Source organism: Candidatus Pelagibacter sp. Uisw_121 (assembly GCF_047722545.1).
Taxonomy (GTDB): domain Bacteria; phylum Pseudomonadota; class Alphaproteobacteria; order Pelagibacterales; family Pelagibacteraceae; genus Pelagibacter.
The window spans coordinates 318,630-342,861 of the sequence record NZ_CP159816.1 but is presented as its reverse complement, the minus strand read 5'-3'; the positions used below and the strand labels follow the sequence as shown (position 1 = coordinate 342,861).

Genomic DNA, 24,232 nt, shown 5'->3' with positions numbered 1-24,232 from the left:
ATGTTGCCTAAAAAATTTTCTCAACCAATGTTTCTTATTATAATGTCTTTTGGCATGAGTATAATTATGAGCTGTGTTGTTACATTAGTTAACACTGGTTTTAATGATGGATTTTTTGAAAGGTATTTTAATGCATTCACTTTTGCTTTTCCTGTCGCCTTAGTTGCAGCATTCATTATGGGACCTATTGCTAAAGTAATTGCAAATAAAATTGCTTAAAAAAATTAATTATAATTAAAATTATAAATTTTTTTTAAAGAAGAAAATATTATAAGGAGATTTCTTAAATTATCGAAATTCTATTACTTTGCTAGGTTGCATACAATTGATTTATTTCACTTAAAGTAAAATAAATGTTTTGAGTGTAATTTTTAGAAATGATAATGTCTAAAAATCAATAAAGGAGGTTGATTATGAACTTATCACCACCTGACACATAACTGGTGTGATTTAATAATCAAAGACCTAATAAGACCATTAAAAATAAAAAACCTATTATTATAGGTTTTAGCGTAAACCGCTGACTTACAGGGGAACTCTTTTGGAGTTTACTGAAAGGGTGACCCCCTTAAAAGATCAGTTAAAAATATTTGGTAACACATGAGTACCTTCATCATCTAAAGTAATATCAAATTCGTCTACTACATTAGAAATATTCAGTGGTGAATATAAATGTGGAAACATAGTTCCGTCTGATGCTTGTTCCCAAACTAAATGATCTAACTTTAAAGTATCTATTTTTAATAAAATTAAATCTTTTTGATTTTGGTAAAATTTTTTAAGAGTTCCAGCAACTTGATCATCACCTGAAAAGTGAATGTAACCATCCTCTAAATCTTTTTTAGAACCTATCCATTGACCTTTACTCTTAATTTCTTGCCACTCAGATTTGGTAGATATTTTATAAACAAATTTCAAATTCATTTAAAATTTATATTATTCAGCGGAGATTATGACAATAAGAAACTTCCCTCTTTCGAGGGAAGCTAATATTAACTATCTAATAGAGAGAGAAGATAATGTTAATTTTTGAATTTTGCAGGCTCCTTATAGACTGGACTTTTAAATATTAAAATGACTTATTGTCACTGGAGCAATGCTAATATCGAATATCTTATTTTTTGTGTTCACTTAGTGAACATTTTACCAAGATGAATTTGGTTGAGCTAGAAACATTATTTCTTCAGGAGTAGATTTTCTACCTAACATTAAGTTTCGATGAGGATATCTGTGAAATTTCTTTATTGCTGAGCTGTGATCTTTCCAAGATTTTTTTATAGAGATTAAACCTGGATGATCTTTTAAGAATTTATCTAGTAGATAATAGGCCATGTCATGATCTGTGATCTCTTCACTGTGAATTAGTGGTAATATCATAAAAAACTTTTGATCTTGATCCATTTCATCTAAAAATCCTGCATAAACTGAGTCATTAACTATCAACCTTGCTTTATGATCTTGGTTAAATGCTTTTGGATCATCTCTAAACATATTTCTTGAAAATTGGTCAAATAAAATTACTAGAGCTAAAGAGCCAAGGGGGCTGTCTTGCCAATCATCATACTCATTTGAACCTGCTAACTCATAATCTTTTAAAAAATTATTTTTTATTAGCGCATCAAAGTCTTTATGTTTTTGAAATCTTTTTTTTAGTGGGGTTTCTTTAAACCAAAAATCTAATATTTTTTTAGCTCTTGTATGCATTTATTTTGAAATAGGTTTTAAAAGTTTAAGCATTTTATTATGAATAGATTGATCAGCTGAAACTAAAATATTTCCAGCATTAACTGCATTTCTATTATCCCAAGTTGTAACAATTCCTCCTGAAGCTTTTATAATTGGCATCAATGGGTGAATATCCCAAATTTTATTATTAGCTTGAAAAACAACATCAATTTTTCCCTCACATAAATGGGTGTAACTTAATGCATCTGCAGTTGGAAATTGCATTAATTTTAAAACTTTTGGAATTGTCATTTGTTGTTTAGGAGAGACAGCTCCATGAAATGCTCCTGATACTTTAATCTGACTAAATAGTATTTTTTTTGAAACAGAAATTTTTCTTTTTTTACCTTTTTCAAAAATAAAAGAATTTTTATTATCAAAGTTTAAATAGTATTTATTTAATATTGGAAAATTTGCTAAACCAACAACTGGTATTCCTTTAAAATTTAGAGATATTAAATTGCTCCACGTTGGATTACCTATTACAAATGATCTTGTTCCATCAATCGGGTCTATGACCCATGTATAATCACTGGTTGATTTTTTGTGACCATATTCTTCACCTATAACTTGATGACTTGGAAATTTTTTTTTTATCTTTAACCTAATAAATTTTTCAAATGCTTTATCGGATGTTGTAACAGGATCATACCCTTTGCCTTTTAGTTTGTTAGATGTGGCAAAAGTTTTATTAAGTTTTGAATAATAAAATTTATTTAAGTCTTTTGCTAGAGTATTTAAGAAGTTGGAATATAACTTGTAATCCGTCTTATTTAATAAATTCATTATATTATATTTTCAATTTGTTTTTCAGCTTCTTTAATTGATTTTTCGTAATCTAACGCCATTTGATCAGCACTTATTACTTCAACTTTTTCAATTCCAAAGAAATTTAATATAAATTTTAACCATGGAGTTAAAAAATCCTCTGGGCTATTTAATTTGGTTCCACCTGAAGTTATTACTAAATAGGCTTGTTTATTTTTAAGTAATCCTTCTCTTCTTCCATTGGGTTTAAACCTAAAGGTCTCACCAATTCTTGCAGCTAGATCACACCAAGCTTTTAGTGTTGCTGGAGGGCCATAATTATAAATTGGTGCTGAAATTATAATAATATCGCTTTCTTTTAATTCAGTGACAAGTTTATCTGAGAGTTCAAACATTTTTTTATGATCTTCAGTTTGGTCTTTTTCCGCAATCTTCATTCCAGACTCAGTTAAGCCACTAACAAAAAGCATATCATCATCTAAATCTCTATAAATTACTTCATCACCTGGTTTTTTAATTTTATCTAGTAATTTTTTTGCTAATGCTCTTGAACTTGATCCTTCTTTTCTGGCACTTGAGTCAATTTGATAAATTTTCATAAGTATAGATTGTTATTAACCTATTAACCAAAGTTTTGCAAAAAGGGTAAGTAGTTTAAGATATAGTAGCCTAAAATTTGCAGTTGGTTTGTTAAAATTAGAACCCCTGTTATTAAAAGTATTACACCCCCACTCTTTGTGACTAAATTAATATTTTTTTTAAAGTTTTTAGAAAACATCAGAAATCTTTGCATTAGATAACCTGATAAAATGAAAGGTATTGCCAACCCAAGTGAATAAAAGCTAAGTAATATTATAGCTTTAAATACTGTTTCTTCTGTAGAGGCTAGTGCAAGAATTGACCCCAAAATTGGACCAATACAAGGTGTCCATCCAAAACCAAAAGCCATACCAATAATAAATGAAAACCAAATATTACTATTTTTTTTGGTATAAATCTTTTTTTCAAAATTTAAAAAATTAATATTTATAATTCCAATTAATTGAAGAGAAAATACAATAATAATTAAACCAGCAAGTATTCTTAACGTTTCTGAATTTTGTAACAATACTTGTCCCAAGTAAGAGGCAGCTGCCCCAAATATAATAAAAACAAAAGAAAAACCTAAAGTAAATAATATTAATGGTACCAAATTAATTTTTTTATTTGCAAGTAGTTCATCTAAAGATGCTCCTGAAATATAAGAAATATAACCTGGTATTAAAGGTAAGACACAGGGAGATAAAAAACTAATCAACCCAGCTCCAAATGCAATAAATAATTCTAACATAAAATATTATTCTTCTAACACCATTATGTTTTGTCTTCCTAGATTATCAACTGATAGCTGCATATTATCACCATCTTTTAAAAAAAGAGGAGGATTCATTCCAAGACCGACTCCTGGAGGAGTACCAGTAGTAACTATATCACCCGGCATTAAGGTTATAAAACTTGTGATATGAGCTACCAAAAAATTAAAATTAAAAATCATTTGGTTTGTGTTGCCTGTTTGATGTCTATTACCATTGACATCTAGTGTTAAGTTCAGATTATTAACATCTTTGATTTCATCTTTTGTAACTAAATAAGGTCCTAATGGTCCAAATGTATCACCAGATTTGCCTTTAACCCACTGACCCCCTTTTTCTTTTTGCCATTCACGTTCACTGATATCGTTACAAATACAGTATCCAAAAATATAATCTTGTGCATCTTTTTCTAAAACTCTTTTTGCTTTTTTTCCAATAACAAAAGCTATCTCAACTTCATGATCTAATTTTTTTGAAGTCTTGGGTATAATTACATTATCGTTTGGTCCTACTATAGAATGAACTGACTTATTAAATAGAACTGGGTTCTCAGGTGTTTTTGCACCTGTCTCTTTTGCATGTTCAACGTAATTTAAACCGATTGCAAAAAAATTTCCTGGTTTAGAAATACAAGACCCTATTCTTTCATTTTGACTTACCTCTTCCAAGTTCTCCAAATCTATATCATTAATTCTATTTAGAGTTTCAAAATTAATATTTTCAGGATTTAAGTCTTTAATAACTGATGATAAATTTCTATATTTTCTATCTTTATCTAATGCTACAGGAATTTCTTGTCCTATTTTTCCAATTCTTAAAAATTTCATTTTTTATTTATTTTTTCAATTGCTTTATATAGAGAGCTATGATCTGTATTTCCCTGACCATCTGCTACCAAATCTTTATACATTTCTTTAATTAAACTAGAAATAGGCAAATGAGTTTCAGCTGCTTTTCCAGCGTTAACAATATTGGTCATATCTTTTAATTGTGTTGTGGTTTTTCCTTTAGGTGTAAAATCTTTATTAATCATTCTTTTTCCATGTGTTTGTAATATTTTACTATCAGCCCATCCTCCTGATAAGGCTTCAATCATTTTACTTGGATTGGTCCCAGACTTTTCGCATAAAGTGACTGCTTCTGCTACAGCTCCAATAGTAACACCCACAATAATTTGATTAGCTAATTTGGATATTTGACCAGACGATATTGGGCCTACTAATGTTGGGTTGCCCATTATTTTGAGTAACTCATAACAATTTCTAAATGTTTCTTCGTCACCACCTATCATTATTGCCAATGTTGCTTCTTCAGCGCCTATAGTTCCACCTGAAACTGGAGCATCTAAATAATTTACTTTTTTTTTCTTTTAACTTTTTTGAATACTTTATTGCCAAAACTGGATTAACTGAACTCATATCAATAACAGTAGCCCCTTTTTTTATATTGAAAATGAATTCATCACTATCCATCACTTTTTCAACAGCATTATCATCTGTAAGCATTGTGATAATTATGTCTGAATTTGTGACAACATCTTTAATGGATACAGATATTTCTGCTCCAAATTCTTTTAATCTTTCAGCTTTATCTTGAGACCTATTAAATGCTTTTAATTGATAACCGGATTTTAGTAAATTTTTGGCCATGGGAAAACCCATGAGACCAACCCCAATAAAACCAATTTGCATAAGTGTTAGCCTTTAATACCCATATGAGTATATTTGATATTAAGGTAATCTTTAATAGCCATTGATCCACCTTCTCTACCGTATCCACTTTGTTTTATTCCACCAAATGGGGCTTCAGCAATTGCAACTGCTCCAGTATTAACTGCTACAGATCCTGTTTCTAATTGTTCGGATGCAAGGTGGGCTGTTTCCATAGAATTAGTACACACATAACTACATAAACCAAGATCATGATCATTGGCTCTTTCAATAACTTCATCAAATGACTTAAAGGATAGCATAGGCACTAATGGTCCAAATGGCTCTTGTTTCATAATTGTAAAGTCATCTTTAACATCGTCAAAAATTGTTGGTTCATAATAAAAACCTTTGTTGAAGCCCGCAGGTCTTTTACCACCTAATAAAACCTTGGCTCCTTCTTGCTTTGTTTTTTCAACTAATTCTTCAATTTCATTTAATCTTTTTTGAGTTGTAAGTGGTCCTAATTGAGTATCTGGATCCATTCCATTACCAATTTTTAACTTTTTAGTTTTTTCGATAAATAAATTTATAAATTCTTCTTTTTTATTTTCATGAATGTAAAATCTATTAGGAGATATACATACCTGGCCATTATTTCTAAATTTTGCAGCAATAGCCATATCTGCTGCTTTTTTAACATCGGCATCATCAAAAACTATGAAAGGAGAGTGACCACTTAGCTCCATTGTTACTCTTTGAACTTTATCTGCAGCCTGTTTTAAAATCAATTTTCCAACTCTTACAGAGCCAGTTATTGAAATTTTTTTAATTATATCTGATTGAATTAATTGAGAAGCTATACTTGGAGGATCGCCTGATAAAAGATTAACGACACCTGGTGGAACTCCACATTCTTTACAAATATCAACTAATTCCATTACTACACCTGGCGTAATTGTATCTGGTTTAATAATCACTGAACAACCAGCTGCAAGTGCAGTTGATATTTTTCTAGCTGCTAGAATAAGTGGAAAATTCCAAGGTGATAAAGCAGCTACAACTCCAACAGGTTGGTAATAAACATGTACTCTTGTATCTTCAAATCTACTTTCTATAGTCTGACCAAAAATTCTTTTTGTTTCTTCAGCATTCCATTCAAAAATATCTGCTGCTCCATTTGTTTCACCAACACCTTCTGATAAAGGTTTTCCATTTTCTAGAGTCATCCATTTAGCTAGTACATCTTTTTTTTCTCGAAGTTTATCTGCTATACGTCTTAAAATATAAGATCTTTCCCATGGTGTTGTTTTTTTCCAAATCTTAAATCCTTTCTCAGAAGATTTTAATGCTTTATCAACATCAACTGGTGTTGCTTTAGAAGCGTTTCCTAAAACTTCTTCTGTTGCAGGATTGATAACTTCATAGGTTTCTTTGTTAGAAGAGGGCGACCAATTACCATCGATAAATTGTCCAAATTTTTCGTACATAATTTGCTAAACCATAAGTTGATTTTAATAAATAATTTTACAAATCTTTAACAAATATGATTAACTCTTACAAATTAATAAATGAGGAACTAATGAAAAAATATATTGTAATGGGCAATTATACAGCAAAAGCATTTCAGGGCTTTATGAAGGATCCCTCTCAAGACAGAACGGCGGCAGCAACTCAATTATCAAAAGCTGTTGGTGGTAAAATGGAGTCTTTTGATATCGTTAGAGGGTCTTATGATTTTGTTGGAGTAATAACTGGCGATGTAGGTTTTGAGGCAACTGCTGCGGTTAAATTAGCTGTCGAATCAACTGGAACGATAACAAACTTTACTATCCTTGAAAAAATGGACATTAATAAAGCTGCTGAACTTGCTGTTAAAGCTATGGCTGGCTACAAACCAGCTGGTTAATTATTTATGTTAACTTCTAGTTTTAATAAGCTAGAAGTTAACTCACTTCAAATAAAGTTGAAAACATTTTACCAAATAAATCACCACCATTTTTATTATTATTATATAATACTTTAATAATGAAAAAATATAAACATTCAGAAATAACTCCTGAATTAACATATAATAAAAGAAGAAAATTTATTAAATCTATTGGACTTGGCGTTGGTTCTATATCCTTAAGTAGTATACCTTTCTTAAATACTGCTTACTCTCAAAATAAAACTGAATTAACATCATATGAGGATATAACAAGTTATAATAACTATTATGAATTTGGCACTGGAAAGAAAGATCCTTTTAAAAACTCACAAGAATTTAAAACTAAACCTTGGATTGTTACTATTGAAGGTGAAGTGGATAACCCAATCACACTTTCAGCTGAAGAAATAATTTCTTTATTTCCTTCCGAAGAAAGAATTTATAAACTTAGATGCGTTGAAGGTTGGTCCATGGTTATTCCTTGGATGGGATTTTCTCTAAGTAAACTACTTAGTAAAGTATCTATTAAAAACACTGCAAAATTTGTTGAATTTGAAAGTGTTTATGACCCTGATCAAATGAAAGGTCAAAGATATCCAGTTTTAAATTGGCCCTATAGAGAAGGATTGAGAATTGATGAGGCTATGCATCCTATAACAACAGTAGTTACTGGGCTTTATGGAAAGGCATTGCCCAATCAAAATGGGGCTCCATTAAGAATTTTTGTTCCTTGGAAATATGGTTTTAAAAGTGCAAAAACAATTGTTAAAATAAAATTAGTAAAAAAAATGCCTACATCATCTTGGATGAGGTCATCGCCAAGAGAATATGGGTTTTATTCAAATGTTAATCCAAATGTGTCACATCCACGATGGTCGCAAGCTACAGAACGAGTTATAGGTGAAGGTATTTTAGCGCCTAGAATTGAAACTGAAATGTTTAATGGGTATGGTGATGAAGTTGCAAATTTATACTCTGGTATGAACTTAAAGATAAACTTTTAAATAAAAAATTTTTTTTATAAAATATGCAGAAATATATAAAAATACCTATTTTTTTTTTATCTTTATTACCAATATTAATTATTTTTTATCAAATTATCTTTAATCAATTAGGCCCCGAACCTGTAAAAGAAATTACACATGTAACTGGTAATTGGACACTTCGTTTTATTATAATAACTCTTGCAATGACTCCTCTACAAAAATTTACTAAATTAAATTTTTGGATTAACTATAGGAGAATGTTTGGCCTATTTGTATTTTTTTATGCTTCAGCACACATTATGACATATGTAGGAATAGATTATCGCTTTGATTGGTCTAGTATTAGTGATGATATTGTAAAAAAAAAAATTTATATTTGCTGGATTTTTAGCTTGGCTTTTATTAGTGCCACTTGCTCTTACCTCATCTAAACGAATGATAAGGTTGTTAAGGGATAAGTGGAAAAAACTACACAAACTTATTTACATAATTTCTTTATTGGGAATTGCTCACTACTTGTGGTTAGTTAAAGTAGTTACAGTGGAACCTTTAATCTATCTTATTATTATTGTAATTTTACTTACGCTAAGAGTTAAAATGAAATTTAATTAATTAATTAATTTTTTTTCAGGAACACAAATCTCTGATCTTGTTAAAAATCTTCTTCCAGTTCCATTATCAAGTGAAAACATTCCCCCCATTCCTTTAATACAATCAATAATTAAATCTGTATTTTTCCATGCTTCATGTTGGGTTTCACTTATATAAAAAGGAACACCTCCAATTTTACCAATCAAAACATCGTCATCACTTACAAGAAATTCTTTAACTGGATAACACATTGGGGCACTCCCATCACAACATCCACCAGATTGATGAAAAAGCAATTCTTTACCATGATCTTTCTTTAGATCTTCAATTAATTCTAACGCTAATGGTGTTGCTGAAACTTTCATAGTTATATGGCCTGTATTAAACTACAGGCCACTATAATATACCTGTTAAAAGAAGCCTAATTTTTTCTCACTGTATGACACGTGTAAGTTTTTCACCTGTCTATAATGATCAAGCATCATTTTATGTGTTTCTCTACCAATTCCAGATTGTTTATAACCTCCAAAAGCAGCATGAGCTGGATAAGCATGGTAACAGTTAGTCCAAACTCTTCCTGCTTGGATCCCTCTTCCCATTCTATAAGCAATATTTCCATTCCTAGTCCAAACACCTGCTCCTAAACCATAAAGAGTATCATTAGCAATTTCTAATGCATGAGCCTCATCTTTAAATTTAGTAACTGATACAACTGGACCAAAAATTTCTTCTTGGAAAACTCTCATAGAGTTATCACCTTCAAAAATAGTAGGTTGGATATAATTACCTTTTTCCAAACCACTGTTTAAGTTAGCAACTTCACCTCCACATAGAACTTTAGCACCTTCTTTCTTACCTAAATCTAAGTAAGATTTTATTTTCTCCATTTGCTCTAATGATACTTGAGCACCAATCATGGTTTCCATTTTTAAAGGATTATCTTGTGTTACAGCTTTTGTTCTAGCAATAGCTCTTTCCATAAATTTATCATAGATAGATTCTTAAATCAAAGCTCTACTAGGACAAGTACAAACTTCTCCCTGATTGAGAGCAAACATTGTAAAACCCTCAAGACATTTATCAAAAAATTCATCATCTTGATCCATGACATCTTCAAAGAAAACATTTGGAGATTTTCCACCTAATTCTAAAGTTATTGGAATTAAGTTTTGAGCAGCATACTGCATAATCAAACGTCCAGTTGTTGTTTCACCTGTAAAAGCAATCTTTCTGATTCTTTTAGATGAAGCTAATGGCTTACCTGCTTCAAGACCAAAACCACTTACAACATTAAGAACTCCTGGAGGTAATAGATCTCCAATTAATTCCATTAATAGTAAGATTGATGCTGGTGTTTGTTCAGCTGGTTTTAAAACTACACAGTTTCCTGCAGCAAGTGCTGGTGCAAGTTTCCATGTTGCCATTAATAACGGGAAGTTCCAAGGTATAATTTGTGCAACCACACCAAGTGGCTCAGGAATATGATAAGAATACTCACTGTTACTTATCTCTGAAACAGAACCTTCTTCTGCTCTTATGGCTCCAGCAAAATATCTCCAATGATCAACAACTAATGGTAAATCAGCTGCCATACATTCTCTGATTGGTTTTCCATTATCTAGACATTCAGCAGTAGCTAAAAGCTCAAGGTTTTTTTCAATAACATCAGCTATTTTAAGAAGAATGTTAGATCTTTCAGTTATTGATGTAATTCCCCAAGTAGGAAATGCAGCGTGTGCAGCATCAAGTGCAGCCTCAACATCTTTTGCATCTGATCTTGGAACAGAACATATAACTTCATTATTGATTGGACTTACGTTGTCAAAATATTTTCCCGATTTTGGTTCAACGAATTTTCCTCCTATAAAATTTCCATATTTTTCTTTAAATGGAAATTTAACTTTTAGGTGAGACGTATCTAGTAACGGAGATCGTCCACCTTTTACTGTTTCTGTGCTCATTTTTATCCTCTCTATCTTATTATTATTCTTAAGCTTATTTTTTTTTGATGTCTTACGTAACTTCTTTTTGGTCACACCTTTATTCTTTTTAACTTTTTTAATATTTTTAGGTGATCGTTTGACCAAATTTTTCTTAATTTTTTTTTTGGCCTTACGTTTAGATTTTTTGGCTGTTTTTTTCTTTTTAGTAGCCATCTCTTAACTAAACAAAAAAATTTCTTAATATCCACTAGTTATATTATTAATTTTCTACTTAGGATTGAATATAACCCACATCTTGTGCTTAATTAAAATGTGTCTAATAACTTGGTTATGAATAATGATATAAATAAATTATGAAAACATTTAGAGCTTTTGGCCCAACTATAGGAAAAAGTAAGTTATCCAAAAAAATTATTACCCTTTTAAATACTCATATTGATAAGTTTCAATTATCAAAAAAAAACGATTATAGCTCTAAACTGGCAAGTCAAATTCAGAATGAAATCAAGATACCCAAAGCAATAGTCAATAAAAGTTTATCTAAAGAGTTAATAAAAAATATCAAAATTTATCTTAATAAGTCTAACGTAAAAAAAATTAAAGAAATTAAAATAATTAATCTATGGGTAGTTAGACAATTAAAAAATGAATATAATCCTATTCATTATCATGAAGGACAATTATCAGGAGTTGGCTATCTTAAAATTCCAAAAGATATGAATCAAAATAAATTTGTTAAAAATAAAAAGTTTAAAACGAATGGAACTATTGATTTTATTAATGGGCAAACTAACTTTTTGAGTAAAAGTATCTATAATTTAAACCCAAAACTAGGGGATCTATTGATTTTTCCAAATTATTTGATGCACACTGCTTATCCTTTTAATGTTGGTGGCGAGAGAAGATCTTTCTCTTTTAATGCTAAAGTATTATTCAAAAAATAATTTGCTAATCAGTCTATTACGTATATAAATGTATCAACCGATTTGATCCATATTGCAGGTACTAACTGCTAAAAAGGAAATCATTAAATTAATTGGTAAAGGTTGTTGGACTATATTGTGCACCTGGCATAAAGCTAAAGCACTAAAAAAGTAAGGAGCAAAGATGGATATAAATTTTTTCAAAGAAACAAGAATTCTAGATGGCGGAATGGGTCAAGAATTATTAGCAAGAGGTGTAGAAACAAATGGTACTCTTTGGAGTGCTAATGCATTATTGCAGGAAAAATATCATCAGCTTTTGCTTGATACACACTTAGATTTTATAAATTCTGGTGCTGAAATTATTGTAACAACAACATTCACTACAAGAAGAATGAGATTAAGGGATAATGGTGTTGAAGATAAATTTGATTATTTAAATACTAAAGCTGGTGAAATAGCTAAAAAAGCAAAAGATTTAAACCCTCATGTTTTAGTTGCTGGTGGACTACCTCCTCAATATTTAACTTATGAGGCAGACACAAGGTCTAATGATGAAATTAAAAAAAATTTCTACGATCAAGCAAAATTACTTGATCCTTTTATAGATTTTTTTTATTTTGACGTATTAAGCAGTGTACGAGAGTTTAAATTGGCGATCGAAGCCATAGAAAGCTTTGATAAACCTTATCTTATTGGGGCTCATATCTCAGAGGGTGTGAAATTGCCAAGTGGTGAAAATATTTCTGAGATTATCACAACAATAAATCACAAAAGTTTACTTGGGATAATACTTTCTTGTGTATCACCAGAAAATTATGAAAAAAATCTTAACGAAATAAAAGGTTTAGGTGTTCCTTTTGGTTTTAAGCTCAATGGATTTATCACAACAAAACCTACGTCAGGTTACACAAATACTTTTAATAAAAGTAAATCAGGAAACCCAAATGAATTTTTGGGTCATAGAGAAGATCTAGTGCCAAAAAAGATGGCTTTATTTGTAAAGAAATTTAAAGAAGCTGGGGCCACTATTTTAGGGGGTTGCTGTGAAACTAGACCTTCGCATATTAAAGAAATGGCTAAACTTAAGTAATTTTTTTATTTCCTGCTTTTTTTACAAAATAGAGACCAACTAAAACTGCTAACAATGAAGTTAAAACTTTATCAGTAATTAATTCATCTAAGAATATATAACTTAAAATAATTCCAAAAATAGGTATTAAATAAGAAACTTGAGACTGAAATATTAGTCCATTATTCTTTAAAATTCTAAATCTAAGAAGCCATGCTAAACCTGTTGATACCAAACCAAGATAAACTACAGAAATACTTGACTCTATTGAGGGCGTAGTTTCCCAAGGTTTTTCTATAAAAGAAACCAAGGGTATCAAAATTATTATAGCCCAGATTAATATTGATCCTGTTACATTTTCATTTTTTTTTATCACTGATTTTAAGAGTTAAAACTCCACCTATGACATAACAGGTTGAGCCAAGTAAAATCATTAATGCAGAAAAAAAATTGTTATCATTAATTAAAAAATTGTCTGAAAATAGATAAACAATTCCTGAAAAACCAATTAATATTCCAAATGTTTTGATAAAGTCAAATTTTTCATTTTTAGTAAAAAAATGTCCTAATACAGTTGAGCTTAATGGTGTAGTTGACATCAATATTGCTGCTAAATTACTTTGAACCGATTTTACACCGTAGGCAATTAAAAAAAATGGCAGTACCAAATTTACAAATCCAATTATAGCAAACCAATACCAATCTTTAGAAAATGCTTCTATTTTAATTTTTTTGTAAAAACACAATAACAATACTGGAATAGATCCAAAAAAAACTCTCAAGAATGCAATCGTGATAGGTCCAAAAGACTCTGTTGCAATTTTAATATTGAAAAAAGCTGATGCCCATATTAAAGCTAAAAATACTAATAAGGTATAATCGATTAGTTTAGGTTGTCTCATTTAATTATATCTTTGATTTTTCCATTGGTAATTTTTTGAATATTAATAAAGTTTATTTTAAATACACAGTTTGGATGTCCAGCTGCTGCAAAAAGCTGATTAAACCTTTCTAAAGATTTGTCTATTATAATCTCAATCTCGTTTAAATGACCAATGGGTGAAACACCACCAATTGTGTACCCAGTTTGGGTTTTAACTTCTTCTGGTGATGCCATTGAAATATCTTTTTTATCTTTAAATTTTTTAAGTTTATTTAATGAACACCTCTTATCTCCTGCTACTAAACATAAGATAAAATCATCCCCAGCCCTAAAAAGTAAGCTTTTGACAATCGCGCCTACATTACAATCTAAAGCTTTAGCAGCGTCTTGTGCTGTTCTTGCTGAATCTTCTAAAATAATTACCTCTAAAGATTGGTCAAAACTCTTAAGAAATTTTTCTGCTCTTTTAACGGGCTCTTTATCTAATAAGCTCATATTGCAACTATTAATTGATTGATAATTTAACAAATAATGATGTAATTCATATGTAAAAAACGCATAGGTGATATTTATTATTCAAGCAATATTATCAAGAAAATATTTGTTATTTATTGGGTACAAAATTTAAAAAAAGGAGAAACTATGACTGCTGCTAACGTATTAAAATTCATGAAAGAAAAAGAAGTTGAGTTTGTTGACTTAAGATTTTCTGACCCAAGAGGTAAGCTTCAACACTTAACAATGGATCACACTATTGTTGATGAAGAAATGTTAAATGAAGGTGTGTTTTTTGATGGTTCATCTATTGCTGGTTGGAAAGCTATTAACGAATCTGATATGATTTTAAAACCTGATACATCAAGACTTGTTATGGACCCTTTTACTTCACATAACACATTAATTCTTTTTTGTGATATTTTAGATGCTGTTAAAAGATCTCCTTACGAAAGAGACCCTAGAGGAACAGCTAAAAAAGCTGAAGAATACTTAAAGAAATCTGGTGTTGGTGATAAAGCATTCTTTGGCCCTGAACCAGAATTTTTTGTATTTGATGACGTTAGAATTAATAATGATCCTAACAACACAGGTTTTAAAATAGATAGTAAAGAAGGTCCTTATAACTCAGGTACGGAATATGCTAATGGAAACATGGGTCATAGACCTCCAGTAAAAGGTGGATATTTTCCAGTACCTCCTGTTGATAGTGAGCAAGATATGAGGGGTGAATATTTAAAAAGTTTAAAAGAAGTAGGTATTAAAGTTGAAAAACATCACCATGAAGTAGCACCAAGTCAACATGAGCTAGGTATGTACTTTGGAACACTTGTTGATCAAGCTGATAATGTTCAATTATATAAATATGTAGTTCAAATGGTTACTCATTCTTTTGGAAAAACTGCAACCTTTATGCCTAAACCAATTGCTGGTGACAATGGTTCTGGAATGCATATTCATCAATCAATTTGGAAAGATGGCAAGCCAGTTTTTTCTGGTGATGCTTATGCCGGGTTATCTGAAACGGCACTTCACTATATTGGTGGTATTTTAAAGCATGCAAAAGCAATTAATGCTTTCTCAAATGCTACAACAAATAGTTACAAAAGATTAATTCCAGGATTTGAAGCACCTGTTTTACTTGCTTACTCTGCAAGAAATAGATCTGCTTCATGTCGTATACCAATTTCATTAAGTAAAAATGGTGCAAGATGTGAAATAAGATTTCCTGATGCCTCAGGAAACCCTTACTTAACTTTTGCTGCTATGCTTATGGCTGGTTTAGATGGAATTAAAAATAAAATACACCCAGGTGAATCTTTTGACAAAGATCTTTATGATTTACCTCCAGAAGAAGTTAAGAATATTCCAACTGTTTGTGGCTCTCTAAGAGAAGCTATGGAAAGTTTGGATAAAGATAGAGATTTTTTAACTGAAGGCGGTGTATTTACTGATGATCAAATTGATGCTTACATTGCATTAAAATTTGAAGAGATACATAGATTTGAACATGCACCTCATCCTGTAGAATTTGAGATGTATTACAGTAGCTAAGTCTAATTACTGTCTAGTAGTTGCGATTGTATCTTTGTTAATTCCTTTTTTAACAACGTAACCCTGCGTGCCGTTTGCACCAGTATTTACTTCTTTTCGAAGGGTCTTGAAGAAAGTTCTTTCTTTCAGTGACTTTTCTAAAGATTTAACAAGATTTTTAAATTCGAATTTATTCATACCTATTTAATACCTTAGATATGTGGTATTTGCAACGCTGATATGCGTTAAAGTAATATTAAACTTTAAATGATTCCCCACAACCACAACGCTCAGATTCATTGGGGTTATTGAACACAAATGATGAGGAAAACTCTTCTTTTTTATAGTCCATCTCAGTTCCTAATAGGTACATTACAGCTGCAGCATCTACAAAAACTTTAACACCTTTATCTTCTATAATTTCATCTGTTGGATTAACCTCTTTAGCATACTCCATTACATAAGACATGCCAGCACAACCACCAGACTTAACGGCAACTCTAACACCAATTGAATTCGACTCAACACCAGACATAATTTCTTTAATACGGCTTGCAGCATTGTCACTTAATTTAATTATAGGGTTCATTATAAATTTAACTCCAATTTGGCAGCTTCTGACATCATTGATTTTTCCCAAGGTGGTTCAAAAACTAAATCTAGATCAACCTCTTCAATGCCCTCTACTTGCATTGCACTATCTTTAACTTCCTGAGGTAAACTTTCTGCAACAGGGCAATTTGGTGTAGTCAAAGTCATTATAATCTTAGCTTTAGACTCGTTTACCTTAACATCATAAATTAGACCTAATTCATAAATATTTACTGGTATCTCTGGGTCATAAATTTTTCTAATTTCAGCTATTACTTGTTCTCTTAAATCCATAATTTAATCTAATTTTTCAGTATTAATTTCTTCTTGAGTATTGTCAATTGCAGAAATTAAAGTATGCCATGATAAAGTCGCACATTTAACTCTCATTGGATATTTTTTTACTCCAGATAAGCACATTAATTTAGTTTTTTCATCCTCTTTTAAATTTTCTGAATTTAATTTAGGGTTTTCTTTTATCATTCCTAAAAAATCTTCAACAATTTCTTTAGCTTCATGTTCATTCTTACCTTTAATTAAGTCTGTCATAATTGAAGCTGATGCCATTGATATAGCGCAACCACTTCCTTCAAAAGAAATGTCTTCTACTATTTTTTGTCCATTAAGTTTTAAATAAACATGTACATTATCACCACATAAAGGATTATGTCCTTTAGCATCTTTATTAAAATCATCAGTCTTACCAAGGTTCCGTGGATTTTTACCATGCTCTAGTATTATTTCTTGATATAATTCTTTTAAGTTCATTTTTGGTTAAATATTTTTTTACAATTATTTATTGCATCATTAAGTTTATCTAAATCTTCTCTCGTATTATAAATTCCAACAGATGCTCGTGAGCTTGCAGGTATATTTAATTTATCATGTAGAATTTGACAGCAATGATGACCTGCTCTTATTGCAACTCCATCTTCATCTAAAATAGTTGCTACATCATGTGGGTGAATACCTTCAATAGTAAAAGATAAAACTCCACCTTTATTTTTAGGATTACCAATTAATTTAACTGAGTTATTTTTTTGTAATAGTTTCTGCCCATACTCAACTAAGTCAGCTTCATGTTTCACCACATTATCTATACCAATTCTTTCTAAAAATTTAATAGACTGATCAAATGCAATCACTTGAGCTGTAGCCATAGTTCCTGCTTCAAATTTATTGGGTAAATCACCATAAGAAATTCTATCTTTTTTAACTTCATTGATCATTCCACCACCACCTTGATACGGTGGCAATTCTTCTAGCCATTTTTTTTTACCATACAAAATACCTAAACCAGTTGGGCCATACATTTTGTGACAAGAAATTGCGTAAAAATCACAATCAAGATCTTGCATATCTAATCTTAAATGAGGAGCGCCCTGACAACCATCAACTACAACAATTATTCCTTTTGAATGAGCAAGTTCTGTTATTTCTTTAATTGGCAAAATAGCACCAGTAACATTTGATAAATGTGTAATTGAAATTACCTTTGTTCTGGAGGTAATTTTTTTTTCGATTTCTTCTAATGTAACTTCACCATCATCATTGATTTCAGCAAAATTAATTTTTATATTTTTTGATTTTCTTAGAAAATGCCAAGGTACATAATTAGAATGGTGCTCCAATTCAGTGATAAGCACTTCATCACCTTCTTGTAAATAATTTTGACCCAATGTATTAGCAACTAGATTAAGTGCTTCTGTTGCACCTTTAGTAAAAACAATTTCATTTTTATCTTTGGCATTAATAAACTTTTGAACTGAAGTTCTTGTGTTCTCGTATAAGTTGGTAGCAGCAACCGCAAGATAATGAACACTTCTCCCTACATTGGAAAATTGTTTAGTATAGAATTCATTAATTCTATCTATTACAACCTTTGGTTTTTGAGAAGAATTTGCACTATCTAGATAGACTAAATCATTATTTTGAATTTTTTCATCAAAAATAGGAAATTCTTTTTTTATATTGTCTATATTCATTCTTTAAATCCAATCATATTTTTTATTAAATTTTTAATTTCGGTATCTGTTATTTTTTCTATTACATCTAGTAAAAACCCATTAATTAAAAGTTCTCTAGATTGTTGATAATTTAACCCCCTAGACATTAAATAAAATATAGAATCTTCATCTAAACTACCTGATGCAGAACCATGTGAGCATTTAACATCATCTGCATAAATTTCTAATTCTGGTTTCGCATTAAATTCAGATGCTTCATTTAATAAAATTGCTTTACTTAGTTGATATCCATCTGTTTTTTGTGCTTCTGAATTAACAAATATTTTTCCCTGGTATACAGCTTTAGAGCTGTCATCTAGAACACTCTTAATTAATTGATAACTTTTAGTATTTTCTATAAGGTGATTTATAGTAGTTCTAACTTCATGGTGTCTATCATCAGAAAGTGAAAAAATACCATTTATAAATGCTGATGAATATTTTCCATTTAAGTTACAATTAATCTCATTCTTAAAAAAATTTGATCCAGATGATAAAATAAACGTTTCTGATAAACTATTATCAGCTTGTTCAATGTTGTTAAAAGAATATTTTACATTTTTATTTTTAATTTTATCAATTTTATAATTCTTTAAAATTGCATCTTGCTTTAAATCAAAATTATAAAAAATATTTAAAAAATTTTTTTCTGAATTATCATTAAATAAATCTATTATTCTTAGAGAGCTATTTTCTTCTAATTGAAAATCTAAGCTTAAATTTATGTTTTTTGACTTAATCTTATCATTTGTTATATGATAAATTATTAAAGGTTTTACCAATTGATAATCTTTTTTAATCAAGATTTTATAAGATTTATAGGTAAAAGCCTTATTTAAATCAATTAAAGAGTTAAAGTTATTTAACCTATTATCAATTTCTGGCTCATCAATTATTTCTATCTTATCTTTTTTTTCATAATCAAAATCAATTTTTTCAATCCTACCATTTATAAAGACGATCTTGTTATGTTCTAACCCATCGATAAATACCGATGTATCAATCTTATTTGATAACGAATAATCATTATAAAAACTAAGATCACCAATATTTTTTTTTATTATTTGATTTAAATCAGAAAATTTCCAGTTTTCTTGTCTTCTGTTTGGAAAACCTGTTTTTATAAATTCATTCAAAGAGTTTTGTTTAAGTTCAATATCTCTTTTAGTAAAACTTGAAGTTTTTATAATATTATCAAAATCTATTTGAAGTTGTTCTTTCATTGAATTAAAAACTTTCATATCCTTTTTTTTCTAGTTCTAATGCTAATTCTGCTCCACCAGATTTGATAATTTTTCCATCTTTCAACACATGCACAAAATCAGGTTTAATATAATCTAGCAGTCTCTGGTAATGGGTAATTATTAGAAAAGAATTTTTCTTATCCCTTAAAGTATTCACCCCATCAGCAACAATTTTTAAAGCATCAATATCTAATCCTGAGTCGGTTTCATCTAAGATTGATAACTTTGGTGCTAACAATGACATTTGCAAAATTTCATTTTTCTTTTTTTCTCCACCAGAAAAACCAACATTTAATTGTCTATTTAGTTTTTCTTCATCAAACTTAAGTTCTTTTGCTTTTTCTTTTACTAATTTTAAAAACTCGATAGCATCAAGCTCTTTTTCACCTCTTGCTTTTTTTACTGCATTTAATGAAGTTTTTAAAAATATATTCGTATTAACTCCAGGAATTTCTAAAGGATACTGAAATGCTAAGAAGATACCTTTGTGTGCTCTTTCCTCTGTTTCTAAATCAAATAAATTTTTATTTTCAAAAAGAACCTCTCCCGAAACTTCATATCCTTTTTTACCTGATAAAATATTTGATAATGTACTTTTTCCGGATCCATTTGGACCCATTATAGCATGAACTTCTCCTGGGTTTATTTCAAGAGAAAGCCCTTTTAAAATTTCTTTGCTATCAATCTTTGCGTTTAATTTATTTATCTTTAACATTAGCCAACACTTCCTTCCAAACTAATACCAACTAGCTTTTGAGCTTCTACAGCAAATTCCATCGGTAGCTGCTGTAATACCTCTTTACAAAATCCATTCACTATTAGTCCAACTGCTTCCTCTTGACTCATGCCTCTTTGCTGACAATAATGAAGTTGTTCTTCACTTATTTTTGAAGTTGTTGCCTCATGAGCAATATTTGATTCTGAGTTTTTGTTTTTAATATACGGAACTGTATGTGCTCCACACTTATTACCCATTAATAATGAATCACATTGAGTATAATTACTAGAATTTGATGCTTTAGAGGAAATATCAACTAGACCTCTGTAAGTCATATCTGAAAATCCTGCGCTTATTCCTTTTGAAATAATTTTACTCTTTGTATTTTTACCTAAATGGATCATTTTTGTACCTGTGTCAGCTTTTTGATGGTTATTTGTAATTGCAATTGAATAGAACTCTCCAATTGAATTGTCCCCTTTTAAGATGCAACTTGGATATTTCCAGGTAATAGCAGATCCTGTCTCTACTTGTGTCCACGAAATTTTAGAATTTTTACCTTTGCACAAACCTCGTTTGGTAACAAAATTATATATTCCACCTTTTCCATCTTTATCTCCAGGATACCAATTTTGAACTGTAGAATATTTTATTTCAGCATCATCTAGTGCTATCAACTCTACATTAGCAGCATGCAATTGATTTTCATCTCTCATAGGAGCTGTACAACCTTCTAAATAACTTACATAACTTCCTTTATCTGCAACAATTAAGGTTCTTTCAAACTGACCTGTATTTGAGGCATTAATTCTAAAGTAAGTAGATAGTTCCATCGGACATCTTACGCCCTCAGGTATATATGCAAATGAACCATCGGTAAAAACAGCAGAATTAAGAGTTGCAAAAAAGTGATCAGTTGTAGGAATTACAGATCCTAGATATTTCTTAACTAGTTCAGGATGATTTTGAATAGCCTCCGATATAGGACAAAAGATAATTCCTAGCTTAGACAGTTCTTCTCTAAAAGTTGTGGCAACTGAGACCGAGTCAAATACTGCATCAACTGCAATACCATTTAATCTTGCCTGTTCTTGAAGTGGGATCCCAAGTTTTTTATATGTTTCTAAAATTTTTGGATCTAATTCGTCTAAACTTTTAGGTTTATCATCCATACTTTTTGGTGCTGAATAATAATATAAATCTTGATAATCAATTTTTGGATACTTAGGTTTTTGCCAATCTGGTTCTTTTAATTGTTTAAATCTTTCAAATGCTTTTAATCTAAAATCAAGCATCCATTTAGGTTCTTTTTTAATATTTGAAATAAATTTAATTACTTCTTCATTTAAGCCTTTGGGTGCTGTTATGCTTTCAATGTCAGTTGAAAATCCATATTTATAATCTTTTAATTTTTCTATTTCTTTTTCTCTAGCATCCATTTTAATTTCTACTTTCTGATGAGTTGCTTATAAGGTCTTTTAAATTTTTTTGTTCAAAGAATTGATTGATATGGACTTCAAGTTCGTCCCATAAATTATGAGTGATACATTTTGTAGTCTTACTATTGCATCCTTTTTTAGACTCCTTCTTGCATTGAACAGTTTTAACTTCTTCATCTACAGCACTGAGTATGTTTGCTAATTTAATTTTCTCTGGTTCTTTGTTTAAGATATAACCTCCATTAGTTCCTCTAATGCTTTTTACGATATTATATTTTTTTAACTTAGAAAAAATTTGCTCTAAAAAATCCAAAGAAATTCCTTGTCTTAACGATATATCTCTTAAAGATACTGGATTAACACTATTGAACTTAGCGAGGTCAGCTAAAGCCATTACTGCATATCTACCTTTTGATGTTAATTTCATATTTACCCTTATTTAAGAAGGCTTTTTATACAAACTTGACTAAATTAGTCAAGTATACAATATAAAAAAAAGATAACATATTGTCGCTTAGTTATGATAAGTGTATTTTTTTTTGAGAATAATAATCAATATCATTTATGGATAACAAAATAGTAGAAGTATTTATACCTGGGCCTGCTGGAAGAATGGAAGCCAAGTATTACAAAAGTGAAAAAATTACATCACCAATAGCATTAGTATTACAACCTCATCCTCAATACGGTGGAACAATGAATAATAAAGTTGTGGTTGATACGTTTCATACGTTTATGGAAAATGGATTTTCTGTATGTAGAGTAAACTTTAGAGGTGTTGGAAAAAGTGATGGTGAATTTGATAATGGTCAAGGAGAACTAGCTGATGCAGCTGCAGCCCTAGATTGGTTAGAACGTGAAAATTTTGATAACTCGCAATGTTGGGTTTCAGGATTTTCTTTTGGATCATTAATAGCAATGCAATTATTAATGAGAAGACCTGAAATAAATAGATTTATTGCAATATCACCACAACCAAACGTTTATGACTTTTCATTCTTATCTCCATGTCCTACTTCGGGTTTAATGATTTATGGTAAAAAAGATGAATTAGTGCCTCTAGAGCACATTACAGATTTAGACAAAAGATTGAGTGCCCAAAAAGGAATTAAAGTTAATTTTCAAGCAATAAATGATGCAAATCATTTTTTTACTAAAACAGAAGATGTTTTGGTTAAAAGTTTAGACAAATATATTAAAAAAGAATCTGCTTTATTTTAAGGTTAATAGTTTTTAATTAAAATTCCACCTGTACAAGGTTTTTTAACATTTGTAGTATTGGGGTATGAAATTACTTTTTTAAGTGCAGATCTAATTGCAAGATAAGCAAAAGCTTGAGACTCGATGAAATCACCGTCAATTTTATAATCATCAATTATTTTTATAGAGATATTTTTTGGTAGTCTTTTTCTTATACTCTCCATTAATGAAAGGTTTTTTCTTCCACCCCCACAAGCTATTATTAATAACTTTTCATTTTCTTCAATCTTGATAAATTTTAAAATTGACTGATAAATTATTATTGCGGTAAAATCTACTAATGTAGATAAGCCATCCTCATATGAAAGACCTTTTACAAAACTTAAATCAAAATCCTTTATATCAAATGAAAGTTTTTCTTGATTACTTATATTATCAAAATTATCAATCGCTTGATTTAAAATAACTTCACTTGTTTTTCCTATATTTGAAGCTTTTCCATTTTCATCATATTTCATTTGTGTGTGTCTTCTAACCCATTCATCTAAGAGACAATTACCTGGACCTACATCAAAACTTTTTAAGTCTTCATTATTTTTTGAGACAATAAGAGTAATATTTGCAATACCTCCTATGTTTAAAACACAAGCTGTTCGCTCTATTTGATTCTGGTTTACAAGTAAGTTGTGAAAGATTGGAGCTAATGGAGCTCCTTGTCCCCCATTAAGAATATCATTTTCTCTAAAGTTATAAACTACATCTTTTTTTAGAAGGCTTGATAGTAAGTTGCCATCTCCAATTTGCTTTGATATTTTTTCCTGAGCATTATGAAAAATTGTTTGACCATGAAACCCGACTAAATCTACATCTACTCCTGAGTTCTTTATAATTTCTTTGCTAATTTTGGCATGAAATAAGGTAATTTTTCTCTCAAGCTCATTAATTTGATAAGAATTAGTTATTAAATCTTTTATTGAATTTATTTTATCTCTTAGATTTAGTAAGTCAGAATAAATTTCCTCATCATACTCAAAATATTTGTCAAATATAGGGTCATAATTATTTTCACCGTTAGATCTAATAATTGATGCATCAACCCCATCCATAGATGTGCCACTCATTAACCCTAAAGAAGTATAAAATTTTTCCATTCTTATTTTTTAAGTAAATATTGTATAATGTAG

General features: G+C 29.9%; 32 protein-coding genes, 1 pseudogene and 1 riboswitch. Of the genes and pseudogenes, 9 read left to right on the top strand and 24 right to left on the bottom strand.

Going from position 1 to position 24,232, the window contains the following annotated elements:
* On the top strand, window positions 1-219 hold the full coding sequence (locus ABXT52_RS01900) for a DUF2798 domain-containing protein (protein WP_415272200.1): 219 nt from the start codon (window positions 1-3) through the stop codon (window positions 217-219).
* Between the two features lie 357 nt (window positions 220-576).
* Here ABXT52_RS01900 and ABXT52_RS01895 read toward each other — a convergent pair whose 3' ends face one another.
* The 9 genes from ABXT52_RS01895 to ABXT52_RS01855 form a co-directional block, all read right to left on the bottom strand.
* The gene (locus ABXT52_RS01895; protein ID WP_415272199.1) at window positions 577-924 is read right to left on the bottom strand and encodes a DUF952 domain-containing protein; all 348 of its coding nucleotides are present in this window, start codon (window positions 922-924) and stop codon (window positions 577-579) included.
* 219 nt (window positions 925-1,143) lie between these two features.
* Complete coding sequence (locus ABXT52_RS01890) at window positions 1,144-1,704, bottom strand: DUF924 family protein (protein ID WP_415272198.1); 561 nt, start codon at window positions 1,702-1,704, stop codon at window positions 1,144-1,146.
* Entirely contained in the window at window positions 1,705-2,511 is an 807-nt protein-coding gene (locus ABXT52_RS01885; protein ID WP_415272197.1) for an inositol monophosphatase family protein, read from the bottom strand.
* A complete protein-coding gene (locus ABXT52_RS01880) occupies window positions 2,511-3,092 on the bottom strand; it encodes an FMN-dependent NADH-azoreductase (RefSeq protein WP_415272196.1) in 582 nt (193 codons plus the stop codon). The genes ABXT52_RS01885 and ABXT52_RS01880 overlap by 1 nt, the downstream gene beginning before the upstream one ends.
* Before the next feature lie 23 nt (window positions 3,093-3,115).
* Window positions 3,116-3,823, bottom strand: a complete 708-nt coding sequence (locus tag ABXT52_RS01875; RefSeq protein ID WP_415272195.1) for a cytochrome c biogenesis CcdA family protein — start codon at window positions 3,821-3,823, stop codon at window positions 3,116-3,118.
* A gap of 6 nt (window positions 3,824-3,829) precedes the next feature.
* Entirely contained in the window at window positions 3,830-4,672 is an 843-nt protein-coding gene (locus tag ABXT52_RS01870; protein WP_415272194.1) for a fumarylacetoacetate hydrolase family protein, read from the bottom strand.
* Entirely contained in the window at window positions 4,669-5,166 is a 498-nt protein-coding gene (locus ABXT52_RS01865) for an NAD(P)-dependent oxidoreductase (RefSeq protein WP_415272511.1), read from the bottom strand. Before ABXT52_RS01865 ends, ABXT52_RS01870 begins: the two co-directional genes overlap by 4 nt.
* Window positions 5,156-5,536 carry an NAD(P)-dependent oxidoreductase gene (locus tag ABXT52_RS01860; protein ID WP_415272193.1) on the bottom strand — a complete coding sequence of 127 codons (381 nt, stop codon included), beginning with the start codon at window positions 5,534-5,536 and terminating at the stop codon, window positions 5,156-5,158. The genes ABXT52_RS01865 and ABXT52_RS01860 overlap by 11 nt, the downstream gene beginning before the upstream one ends.
* 5 nt (window positions 5,537-5,541) lie before the next feature.
* The gene (locus ABXT52_RS01855; protein ID WP_415272192.1) at window positions 5,542-6,984 is read right to left on the bottom strand and encodes an NAD-dependent succinate-semialdehyde dehydrogenase; all 1,443 of its coding nucleotides are present in this window, start codon (window positions 6,982-6,984) and stop codon (window positions 5,542-5,544) included.
* Between the two features lie 92 nt (window positions 6,985-7,076).
* Here ABXT52_RS01855 and ABXT52_RS01850 point away from each other — a divergent pair, with 92 nt between their 5' ends.
* The 4 genes from ABXT52_RS01850 to ABXT52_RS01835 all read left to right on the top strand — a co-directional run bounded on the left by ABXT52_RS01850 (window position 7,077) and on the right by ABXT52_RS01835 (window position 9,022).
* Entirely contained in the window at window positions 7,077-7,403 is a 327-nt protein-coding gene (locus ABXT52_RS01850) for a GYD domain-containing protein (protein ID WP_415272191.1), read from the top strand.
* Window positions 7,404-7,522: 119 nt separating this feature from the next.
* On the top strand, window positions 7,523-8,428 hold the full coding sequence (gene msrP / locus ABXT52_RS01845; protein WP_415272190.1) for a protein-methionine-sulfoxide reductase catalytic subunit MsrP: 906 nt from the start codon (window positions 7,523-7,525) through the stop codon (window positions 8,426-8,428).
* 23 nt (window positions 8,429-8,451) lie between these two features.
* Window positions 8,452-8,841: a sulfite oxidase heme-binding subunit YedZ gene (locus tag ABXT52_RS01840; protein ID WP_415272189.1), complete on the top strand. Its 390-nt coding sequence runs from the start codon at window positions 8,452-8,454 to the stop codon at window positions 8,839-8,841.
* A 4-nt stretch (window positions 8,842-8,845) separates the two neighbouring features.
* On the top strand, window positions 8,846-9,022 hold the full coding sequence (locus ABXT52_RS01835) for a hypothetical protein (protein ID WP_415272510.1): 177 nt from the start codon (window positions 8,846-8,848) through the stop codon (window positions 9,020-9,022).
* Here ABXT52_RS01835 and ABXT52_RS01830 read toward each other — a convergent pair.
* On the bottom strand, window positions 9,019-9,366 hold the full coding sequence (locus ABXT52_RS01830) for a DUF779 domain-containing protein (protein WP_415272188.1): 348 nt from the start codon (window positions 9,364-9,366) through the stop codon (window positions 9,019-9,021). The genes ABXT52_RS01835 and ABXT52_RS01830 overlap by 4 nt on opposite strands.
* A 45-nt stretch (window positions 9,367-9,411) precedes the next feature.
* Window positions 9,412-10,962: pseudogene (locus ABXT52_RS01825) on the bottom strand (aldehyde dehydrogenase family protein).
* A 335-nt stretch (window positions 10,963-11,297) separates the two neighbouring features.
* On the opposite strand from ABXT52_RS01825, the gene ABXT52_RS01820 reads away from it, so the two are divergent.
* Together ABXT52_RS01820 and ABXT52_RS01815 are read left to right on the top strand one after the other, a co-directional pair.
* On the top strand, window positions 11,298-11,888 hold the full coding sequence (locus tag ABXT52_RS01820; protein WP_415272187.1) for a 2OG-Fe(II) oxygenase family protein: 591 nt from the start codon (window positions 11,298-11,300) through the stop codon (window positions 11,886-11,888).
* A 90-nt stretch (window positions 11,889-11,978) separates the two neighbouring features.
* Window positions 11,979-12,042, top strand: a riboswitch (SAM riboswitch).
* Window positions 12,043-12,051: 9 nt separating this feature from the next.
* The gene (locus tag ABXT52_RS01815; protein ID WP_415272186.1) at window positions 12,052-12,960 is read left to right on the top strand and encodes a homocysteine S-methyltransferase family protein; all 909 of its coding nucleotides are present in this window, start codon (window positions 12,052-12,054) and stop codon (window positions 12,958-12,960) included.
* On the opposite strand, the gene ABXT52_RS01810 is transcribed toward ABXT52_RS01815, so the two are convergent.
* From ABXT52_RS01810 to ABXT52_RS01800, 3 genes are read right to left on the bottom strand one after another with little or no spacing between them, the layout of a single operon-like run.
* Window positions 12,953-13,315 (bottom strand): EamA family transporter, encoded by a 363-nt coding sequence (locus tag ABXT52_RS01810; RefSeq protein WP_415272185.1) that lies wholly within the window; start codon window positions 13,313-13,315, stop codon window positions 12,953-12,955. The genes ABXT52_RS01815 and ABXT52_RS01810 overlap by 8 nt on opposite strands.
* Window positions 13,299-13,841 (bottom strand): DMT family transporter, encoded by a 543-nt coding sequence (locus tag ABXT52_RS01805; RefSeq protein ID WP_415272184.1) that lies wholly within the window; start codon window positions 13,839-13,841, stop codon window positions 13,299-13,301. The genes ABXT52_RS01810 and ABXT52_RS01805 overlap by 17 nt, the downstream gene beginning before the upstream one ends.
* Window positions 13,838-14,317, bottom strand: coding sequence for a YbaK/EbsC family protein (locus ABXT52_RS01800; protein WP_415272183.1), 480 nt, complete (start codon window positions 14,315-14,317; stop codon window positions 13,838-13,840). The genes ABXT52_RS01805 and ABXT52_RS01800 overlap by 4 nt, the downstream gene beginning before the upstream one ends.
* A 147-nt stretch (window positions 14,318-14,464) precedes the next feature.
* Here ABXT52_RS01800 and glnA point away from each other — a divergent pair, with 147 nt between their 5' ends.
* Window positions 14,465-15,871 carry a type I glutamate--ammonia ligase gene (gene glnA, locus ABXT52_RS01795; RefSeq protein ID WP_415272182.1) on the top strand — a complete coding sequence of 469 codons (1,407 nt, stop codon included), beginning with the start codon at window positions 14,465-14,467 and terminating at the stop codon, window positions 15,869-15,871.
* Between the two features lie 6 nt (window positions 15,872-15,877).
* On the opposite strand, the gene ABXT52_RS01790 is transcribed toward glnA, so the two are convergent.
* The 9 genes from ABXT52_RS01790 to ABXT52_RS01750 are packed head-to-tail and all read right to left on the bottom strand — an operon-like array spanning window position 15,878 to window position 22,275.
* Window positions 15,878-16,048, bottom strand: coding sequence for a hypothetical protein (locus tag ABXT52_RS01790; RefSeq protein WP_415272181.1), 171 nt, complete (start codon window positions 16,046-16,048; stop codon window positions 15,878-15,880).
* A 58-nt stretch (window positions 16,049-16,106) separates the two neighbouring features.
* Window positions 16,107-16,439 (bottom strand): HesB/IscA family protein, encoded by a 333-nt coding sequence (locus tag ABXT52_RS01785; RefSeq protein ID WP_415272180.1) that lies wholly within the window; start codon window positions 16,437-16,439, stop codon window positions 16,107-16,109.
* Entirely contained in the window at window positions 16,439-16,735 is a 297-nt protein-coding gene (locus ABXT52_RS01780) for an iron-sulfur cluster assembly protein (protein WP_011281910.1), read from the bottom strand. The genes ABXT52_RS01785 and ABXT52_RS01780 overlap by 1 nt, the downstream gene beginning before the upstream one ends.
* A gap of 3 nt (window positions 16,736-16,738) precedes the next feature.
* Entirely contained in the window at window positions 16,739-17,209 is a 471-nt protein-coding gene (gene sufU, locus ABXT52_RS01775) for a Fe-S cluster assembly sulfur transfer protein SufU (protein WP_415272179.1), read from the bottom strand.
* Complete coding sequence (locus ABXT52_RS01770; protein ID WP_415272178.1) at window positions 17,206-18,426, bottom strand: aminotransferase class V-fold PLP-dependent enzyme; 1,221 nt, start codon at window positions 18,424-18,426, stop codon at window positions 17,206-17,208. Before ABXT52_RS01770 ends, sufU begins: the two co-directional genes overlap by 4 nt.
* A complete protein-coding gene (sufD, locus tag ABXT52_RS01765; protein ID WP_415272177.1) occupies window positions 18,423-19,688 on the bottom strand; it encodes a Fe-S cluster assembly protein SufD in 1,266 nt (421 codons plus the stop codon). The genes ABXT52_RS01770 and sufD overlap by 4 nt, the downstream gene beginning before the upstream one ends.
* Window positions 19,675-20,406: a Fe-S cluster assembly ATPase SufC gene (gene sufC / locus ABXT52_RS01760; protein ID WP_415272176.1), complete on the bottom strand. Its 732-nt coding sequence runs from the start codon at window positions 20,404-20,406 to the stop codon at window positions 19,675-19,677. Before sufC ends, sufD begins: the two co-directional genes overlap by 14 nt.
* The gene (gene sufB, locus ABXT52_RS01755) at window positions 20,406-21,848 is read right to left on the bottom strand and encodes a Fe-S cluster assembly protein SufB (RefSeq protein WP_415272175.1); all 1,443 of its coding nucleotides are present in this window, start codon (window positions 21,846-21,848) and stop codon (window positions 20,406-20,408) included. Before sufB ends, sufC begins: the two co-directional genes overlap by 1 nt.
* A 1-nt stretch (window position 21,849) precedes the next feature.
* The gene (locus tag ABXT52_RS01750; RefSeq protein ID WP_415272174.1) at window positions 21,850-22,275 is read right to left on the bottom strand and encodes an RrF2 family transcriptional regulator; all 426 of its coding nucleotides are present in this window, start codon (window positions 22,273-22,275) and stop codon (window positions 21,850-21,852) included.
* 149 nt (window positions 22,276-22,424) lie between these two features.
* Here ABXT52_RS01750 and ABXT52_RS01745 point away from each other — a divergent pair, with 149 nt between their 5' ends.
* On the top strand, window positions 22,425-23,069 hold the full coding sequence (locus ABXT52_RS01745) for an alpha/beta hydrolase (RefSeq protein WP_415272509.1): 645 nt from the start codon (window positions 22,425-22,427) through the stop codon (window positions 23,067-23,069).
* Window positions 23,070-23,071: 2 nt separating this feature from the next.
* Here the strand turns inward: ABXT52_RS01745 and ABXT52_RS01740 are convergent, their stop codons facing one another.
* Window positions 23,072-24,199 (bottom strand): anhydro-N-acetylmuramic acid kinase, encoded by a 1,128-nt coding sequence (locus ABXT52_RS01740; protein ID WP_415272173.1) that lies wholly within the window; start codon window positions 24,197-24,199, stop codon window positions 23,072-23,074.
* Between the last annotated feature and the right edge of the window lie 33 nt (window positions 24,200-24,232).

Coding starts and splice junctions, on each gene's coding strand:
- ABXT52_RS01900 (WP_415272200.1), top strand. CDS start 1: ATGTTGCCTAAAAAATTTTCTCAACCAATGTTTCTTATTATAATGTCT.
- ABXT52_RS01895 (WP_415272199.1), bottom strand. CDS start 924: ATGAATTTGAAATTTGTTTATAAAATATCTACCAAATCTGAGTGGCAA.
- ABXT52_RS01890 (WP_415272198.1), bottom strand. CDS start 1,704: ATGCATACAAGAGCTAAAAAAATATTAGATTTTTGGTTTAAAGAAACC.
- ABXT52_RS01885 (WP_415272197.1), bottom strand. CDS start 2,511: ATGAATTTATTAAATAAGACGGATTACAAGTTATATTCCAACTTCTTA.
- ABXT52_RS01880 (WP_415272196.1), bottom strand. CDS start 3,092: ATGAAAATTTATCAAATTGACTCAAGTGCCAGAAAAGAAGGATCAAGT.
- ABXT52_RS01875 (WP_415272195.1), bottom strand. CDS start 3,823: ATGTTAGAATTATTTATTGCATTTGGAGCTGGGTTGATTAGTTTTTTA.
- ABXT52_RS01870 (WP_415272194.1), bottom strand. CDS start 4,672: ATGAAATTTTTAAGAATTGGAAAAATAGGACAAGAAATTCCTGTAGCA.
- ABXT52_RS01860 (WP_415272193.1), bottom strand. CDS start 5,536: ATGCAAATTGGTTTTATTGGGGTTGGTCTCATGGGTTTTCCCATGGCC.
- ABXT52_RS01855 (WP_415272192.1), bottom strand. CDS start 6,984: ATGTACGAAAAATTTGGACAATTTATCGATGGTAATTGGTCGCCCTCT.
- ABXT52_RS01850 (WP_415272191.1), top strand. CDS start 7,077: ATGAAAAAATATATTGTAATGGGCAATTATACAGCAAAAGCATTTCAG.
- msrP (WP_415272190.1), top strand. CDS start 7,523: ATGAAAAAATATAAACATTCAGAAATAACTCCTGAATTAACATATAAT.
- ABXT52_RS01840 (WP_415272189.1), top strand. CDS start 8,452: ATGCAGAAATATATAAAAATACCTATTTTTTTTTTATCTTTATTACCA.
- ABXT52_RS01835 (WP_415272510.1), top strand. CDS start 8,846: ATGATAAGGTTGTTAAGGGATAAGTGGAAAAAACTACACAAACTTATT.
- ABXT52_RS01830 (WP_415272188.1), bottom strand. CDS start 9,366: ATGAAAGTTTCAGCAACACCATTAGCGTTAGAATTAATTGAAGATCTA.
- ABXT52_RS01820 (WP_415272187.1), top strand. CDS start 11,298: ATGAAAACATTTAGAGCTTTTGGCCCAACTATAGGAAAAAGTAAGTTA.
- ABXT52_RS01815 (WP_415272186.1), top strand. CDS start 12,052: ATGGATATAAATTTTTTCAAAGAAACAAGAATTCTAGATGGCGGAATG.
- ABXT52_RS01805 (WP_415272184.1), bottom strand. CDS start 13,841: ATGAGACAACCTAAACTAATCGATTATACCTTATTAGTATTTTTAGCT.
- ABXT52_RS01800 (WP_415272183.1), bottom strand. CDS start 14,317: ATGAGCTTATTAGATAAAGAGCCCGTTAAAAGAGCAGAAAAATTTCTT.
- glnA (WP_415272182.1), top strand. CDS start 14,465: ATGACTGCTGCTAACGTATTAAAATTCATGAAAGAAAAAGAAGTTGAG.
- ABXT52_RS01790 (WP_415272181.1), bottom strand. CDS start 16,048: ATGAATAAATTCGAATTTAAAAATCTTGTTAAATCTTTAGAAAAGTCA.
- ABXT52_RS01785 (WP_415272180.1), bottom strand. CDS start 16,439: ATGAACCCTATAATTAAATTAAGTGACAATGCTGCAAGCCGTATTAAA.
- ABXT52_RS01780 (WP_011281910.1), bottom strand. CDS start 16,735: ATGGATTTAAGAGAACAAGTAATAGCTGAAATTAGAAAAATTTATGAC.
- sufU (WP_415272179.1), bottom strand. CDS start 17,209: ATGAACTTAAAAGAATTATATCAAGAAATAATACTAGAGCATGGTAAA.
- ABXT52_RS01770 (WP_415272178.1), bottom strand. CDS start 18,426: ATGAATATAGACAATATAAAAAAAGAATTTCCTATTTTTGATGAAAAA.
- sufD (WP_415272177.1), bottom strand. CDS start 19,688: ATGAAAGTTTTTAATTCAATGAAAGAACAACTTCAAATAGATTTTGAT.
- sufC (WP_415272176.1), bottom strand. CDS start 20,406: ATGTTAAAGATAAATAAATTAAACGCAAAGATTGATAGCAAAGAAATT.
- sufB (WP_415272175.1), bottom strand. CDS start 21,848: ATGGATGCTAGAGAAAAAGAAATAGAAAAATTAAAAGATTATAAATAT.
- ABXT52_RS01750 (WP_415272174.1), bottom strand. CDS start 22,275: ATGAAATTAACATCAAAAGGTAGATATGCAGTAATGGCTTTAGCTGAC.
- ABXT52_RS01740 (WP_415272173.1), bottom strand. CDS start 24,199: ATGGAAAAATTTTATACTTCTTTAGGGTTAATGAGTGGCACATCTATG.